The sequence below is a fragment of the Klebsiella sp. HMSC25G12 genome, from assembly GCF_001807705.1.
Classification (GTDB): Bacteria; Pseudomonadota; Gammaproteobacteria; order Enterobacterales; family Enterobacteriaceae; genus Klebsiella; species Klebsiella variicola.
Genome location: NZ_KV789875.1, coordinates 1 through 4,456 on the forward strand (window position 1 = coordinate 1; position 4,456 = coordinate 4,456).

The following is a 4,456-nucleotide window of genomic DNA, read 5'->3' on the forward strand; positions in this document are numbered from 1 at the left end:
AATTGCAATATCTGTGTGAACTTACACAGGAGAAAAAGGCTATTGTTAACACTAGGCTGTAATGTCCCCTTTGACCCATTCTGAAATGTCCCCGTAGCTTCTCAGGCAGGATATTTCATGACAAAAGAGACCATTAGCATGAGCCTTAAAGAACTTGACCGTCTCCAGATAATTCGGGATTCAGTCAGCCGCCAGATCACCCAGGAGCAGGCTGCGGACCGTATAGGCATATCAATCCGGCAGGTGAAACGTCTCGTTCAGCGCTACCGGATTGAAGGTCCTCAGGGACTGGTTTCTCGTCGCCGAGGACAACGTCCCAATAATGCTTTTACGTCGGAATTTCGGACTCTCGTCATCTCACTTGTCAGAGATAAATATCCGGATTTCGGCCCCACTTTTGCCTGTGAGAAATTACGGAAGCTCCATGAGCTGGCTTTGTCGGCCGAAACTTTGCGCAAGTGGATGGTTGAGGAAGGTTTATGGCGTGAGCGCCGCCGAAAAACTGCCCGCATTTATCAGCGTCGGCAACGGCGCCCATGCTATGGCGAACTTATCCAGATTGATGGTTCTCCGCATGACTGGTTTGAAGAGCGAGGGCCTCGCTGTACATTAATTGTCTTTATTGATGACGCCACCAGTGCGCTTATGGCGCTCCGCTTCGCTCCTGCAGAAACGACCCGCGCTTACATGGAAACGTTACGTGATTATCTCGACAAATATGGGCGTCCCCTTGCCCTGTATTCTGACAGACACAGTATTTTCCGCGTGAATAATCCGGAACGTGAAGGCGAGCTGACGCAATTTACCCGTGCAATTAAAACTCTTGGGATCGAGCCAATTCACGCTAACAGCCCTCAGGCTAAAGGCCGGGTTGAGCGTGCCAATCAGACGTTACAGGACAGACTAGACTGGCCCCCTGAATCTCCAGACAGTTGGTATCACTTAAATTAGTGATAGTCTTAATACTAGTTTTAGACTAGTCGTTGGAGTCCGAATGATTGATGTTCTAGGTCCAGAGAAGCGCAGACGGCGCAGCGTTCAGGAAAAAATCGCCATTGTTCAGCAGAGCTTTGAGCCCGGAATGACCGTGTCGCTGGTCGCCCGTCAGCATGGCGTTGCTGCCAGTCAGCTGTTCCTGTGGCGTAAGCAATATCAGGAAGGCAGTCTCACTGCTGTTGCCGCTGGTGAACAGGTTGTACCCGCGTCGGAGCTGGCATCTGCAATGAAGCAAATTAAAGAGTTACAGCGCCTGCTGGGCAAAAAAACCATGGAAAACGAGCTGCTGAAAGAAGCCGTTGAATATGGCCGACAAAAAAGTGGATACTGCACGTGCCCTTGTTGCCGGAGGATGGCGAATAAGCCTTGTCAGTCGTTGCCTCCGGGTCTCACGTGCGCAACTGCATGCCATGGCCCGTCGGTCGAAGGGCTGGCAGGATCGTCGGTGCAAGCGCAAGCCTGATGATACTGAAGCGCTGGCTCGTATCCATACCGTTATCGACGATCTGCCCACCTATGGTTATCGTCGTGTATGGGCACTGCTGCGCAGACAATCAGAAACTGACGACATGGCGGTGATCAATGCCAAACGCGTATACCGCATCATGCGTCAGAATGCGCTGCTGCTTGAGCGTAAACCGGCAATACCGCCCTCGAAGCGGGCGCATAGAGGGAAAGTGGCCGTTGGAGAAAGTAACCAGCGGTGGTGCTCCGACGGCTTCGAGTTCAGCTGTGATAACGGTGAAAAACTGCGGGTCACGTTCGCGCTGGACTGTTGCGATCGCGAGGCACTTCACTGGGCAGCAAGTACCGGTGGATATGACAGTGAAACCGTGCAGGACGTCATGCTGGGTGCAGTAGAGCGTCGCTTCTGTAACAGGCTGCCGACATCCCCCGTTGAGTGGCTGACAGACAACGGTTCAGCCTACCGTTCTCATCAGACGCGTCAGTTAGCCAGAATGGTAGGACTGGAGCCAAAACATACGGCGGTACGTAGTCCAGAAAGCAACGGAATGGCGGAGAGCTTCGTGAAAACGATGAAGCGCGACTACATCAGCATCATGCAAAAACCTGACGGGTTAACAGCGGCAAAGAACCTTGCGGAGGCCTTCGAACATTACAACGAATGGCATCCGCACAGTGCACTGGGATATCGTTCGCCACGGGAATATCTGCGGCGGCGAACCAGTAATGGGTTAAGCGATAAAAAGTGTCTGGAAATATAGGGGCCAATCCACAGACTGGTTAAAGAATTACGTCTTCGCAATATCAGTGATATCGAAACAGCTAACCTGTGGTTGTCTGAGTTTGTGAAAGATTACAACTCTCGCTTCGCTTCGATCCCCCGTGAAAATGGTAACGCCCACAGGGAGATTCTTCATTCTCCGGAAGAACTTAACTACATACTCAGTTATCAGTCCCGTCGTGTGCTTTCCAAGAATCTGACCTTTCAGTATAAAACGAGTGCATATCAGATCCGTTCAGAAGGGCAGGGATACCGTCTCAGGCTTGCGATTGTCACGGTTTGCGAGAACTTTAACGGTGAAATAACGGTGCTTCATGAAAGTCGGTCGTTGGGTTACGAGAAATATGTCGATGGGCCTGAACCAATACCGCTTGATGATGAAAAGAGCGTACATGAGCGTGTGGATAATGCGAGGTTTGGTTTGCGATCAGAATATTACGTCAAACCTGCTGCTGACCATCCCTGGATGACACGGAGAACGCAGAGTAAAGATGATGTGAAGCCGCCAACGTTACCCAGAAAGAAAGTAGGCCCGGATACGACCCCAAAATAGTGCTTACAGCATTCGTCAATTGCGATTAAGGGTTGCATTATAAATGTCGTCGTTTTCGCGTTTGCCTACGCCGATAACAGTGACTGTGACAATGTCGTCCTCTACACGATAGACAAGGCGATATCCGGCACCACGTAGCTTAATTTTATACTGGTCCTTACGTCCATGTAGCTGTGATGCCGGAACTCTGGGGTTCTCCAGGCGCTCTTTGAGTTTCTTTTTGAACTGTACCTGTAGTGTATGACCCAGCTTCTTCCATTCTTTCAGAGCGGATTCGTTGAAAGCCAGCTTATAGGTCATCAATATTGACCTCTATAACCTTTTCTCCGCTTCGCTCATCAGCCATCCGTCCCAGCTCTTCATCTTCCAGAAGCTCCATCAACTGGGCATAGAGTGCCGGTGGCACACAGTAGAATGCAGGCTCATTACGATTAAGAATGGCTACCGGAGCGCCATCCCCGGCGTGGAAAGTACCCATAGGGTCACGTTTAAGTTCAGTAATGCTAGCTGCTGTAGTGGTCAGAACCTGAAATGCCATAATGTTACCTCCTAGGTTTAAGTGTTCATTGTAGCGCGTTTAAAAGCATTCTTAAAGGTGCTTTTAATTGAGTTCTACCCGGTGAAAATGCCGGGGGCATGTTATGACTTAATGAGAAAAGTTGCAGAAACAGGGGGGAGGGGAGGCAAATGTATTGAAATTAGAACCTAAGCACTTTTGTGTATTTATATGCAGCGAGGTAAAATTCATCTCCTGCGTTTCTGGCAGGTTTGTTGGGGGTTTGTTGCTTGTTTCACCCGGTTTCCCGTCAGAATTGCTCTCAGGCCGTCTCTGTCTAGCCAATGTTGAAATGTCGTGCTCAAAACAAGTCAGAGATGACGTCTGGGAGAGTCTGGAAAATTCCTTCTTTAGTCTTAGTCAGGCCTGAAGGATGGTCGCGGATGCCAGGCTTTCTCAGTAATCATCAGTTTCCGAACGGTCTCTTTTGAAATCCGGACACTGTATTCTGTGGTCAGTATTCGCCAGATTGCTGTCGGATTCATACCCCGGCCGCGTGAGCGAATAAGCTGCAGTGCCTGATCTCTGATGGTGGTGTTTAACTGATGATTGCCGGGCTTTCCACGGCGCCGGCTGACCAGACCAGCCGGCCCCAGCTCACGATAGCGTTTAATCAGGCGGGAGCACTGACGACGGGTGAGCTCCATGGATTCCGCCACTTCTGCCAGCGTAATTTCCCGCGCCACATAGGCCTCAATCAAATCCAGGCGCAACGCTTCATGTAATGTCAGAAGCACTGGTTTTTTGTCGTCCATTTTTCTCTCATCATTCAGCCGTGTCAGATCTGCAGGTGAGGGAAGGGCTCATCGCTTCAGGCTGGGGACAAAATCCTGCGGGCTGGCCAGCACCGGATTGATCGCCCTTAGCTCTTCCAGTACGCGCTCCTGGGCACGCCTGCGGGGCATTTTTTTGCTGCGCATTCGCTTTCCTTCAGCCCCCAGCTCGTCCTGTTTCTGCTGCGCCAGTTTCAAAACGGCACCCAGTCGTTTGTTGTCAACAACCGCACCCTGATCAACGCAGGCGAGTTTATCGAAAATCTTATAGCCCAGTGGCCGGTGCAGATGCCGGAAAGCAATGCTTCCGTCAGGGTAATCATAAACGGTAA

4 protein-coding genes and 3 pseudogenes are annotated in these 4,456 nt (G+C 50.7%); 3 read left to right on the plus strand and 4 right to left on the minus strand.

What is annotated here, in order from left to right; genetic code table 11:
• Window positions 1–117 precede the first annotated feature (117 nt).
• From HMPREF3096_RS10590 to HMPREF3096_RS29155, 3 genes and pseudogenes are all read left to right on the plus strand, one after another.
• Window positions 118–906 (plus strand): annotated as a pseudogene (locus tag HMPREF3096_RS10590) (ISNCY family transposase); the annotation flags it as partial.
• Window positions 907–994: 88 nt separating this feature from the next.
• Window positions 995–2,222 (plus strand): IS3 family transposase gene (locus HMPREF3096_RS10595; RefSeq protein ID WP_141749333.1). Its coding sequence is split into 2 segments (ribosomal slippage): window positions 995–1,311 and window positions 1,310–2,222, totalling 1,230 coding nucleotides; the frame shifts between segments, so codons are not numbered across the junction.
• 12 nt (window positions 2,223–2,234) lie between these two features.
• A pseudogene (locus HMPREF3096_RS29155) lies at window positions 2,235–2,795 on the plus strand (transposase); the annotation flags it as partial.
• Between the two features lie 15 nt (window positions 2,796–2,810).
• On the opposite strand, the gene HMPREF3096_RS10600 reads toward HMPREF3096_RS29155, so the two are convergent.
• From HMPREF3096_RS10600 to HMPREF3096_RS10615, 4 genes and pseudogenes are all read right to left on the minus strand, one after another.
• Complete coding sequence (locus HMPREF3096_RS10600; protein WP_004187019.1) at window positions 2,811–3,095, minus strand: type II toxin-antitoxin system RelE family toxin; 285 nt, start codon at window positions 3,093–3,095, stop codon at window positions 2,811–2,813.
• Window positions 3,085–3,333, minus strand: a complete 249-nt coding sequence (locus tag HMPREF3096_RS10605) for a type II toxin-antitoxin system Phd/YefM family antitoxin (RefSeq protein ID WP_004187025.1) — start codon at window positions 3,331–3,333, stop codon at window positions 3,085–3,087. The genes HMPREF3096_RS10600 and HMPREF3096_RS10605 overlap by 11 nt, the downstream gene beginning before the upstream one ends.
• Before the next feature lie 374 nt (window positions 3,334–3,707).
• On the minus strand, window positions 3,708–4,106 hold the full coding sequence (locus tag HMPREF3096_RS10610) for a helix-turn-helix domain-containing protein (protein WP_049084174.1): 399 nt from the start codon (window positions 4,104–4,106) through the stop codon (window positions 3,708–3,710).
• A 48-nt stretch (window positions 4,107–4,154) separates the two neighbouring features.
• A pseudogene (locus tag HMPREF3096_RS10615) lies at window positions 4,155–4,456 on the minus strand (hypothetical protein); the annotation flags it as partial.

Bases quoted from the DNA above. Each gene is read 5' to 3' on its own strand.
- HMPREF3096_RS10600 (WP_004187019.1), bottom strand. From the start codon at position 3,095: ATGACCTATAAGCTGGCTTTCAACGAATCCGCTCTGAAAGAATGGAAG.
- HMPREF3096_RS10605 (WP_004187025.1), bottom strand. From the start codon at position 3,333: ATGGCATTTCAGGTTCTGACCACTACAGCAGCTAGCATTACTGAACTT.
- HMPREF3096_RS10610 (WP_049084174.1), bottom strand. From the start codon at position 4,106: ATGGACGACAAAAAACCAGTGCTTCTGACATTACATGAAGCGTTGCGC.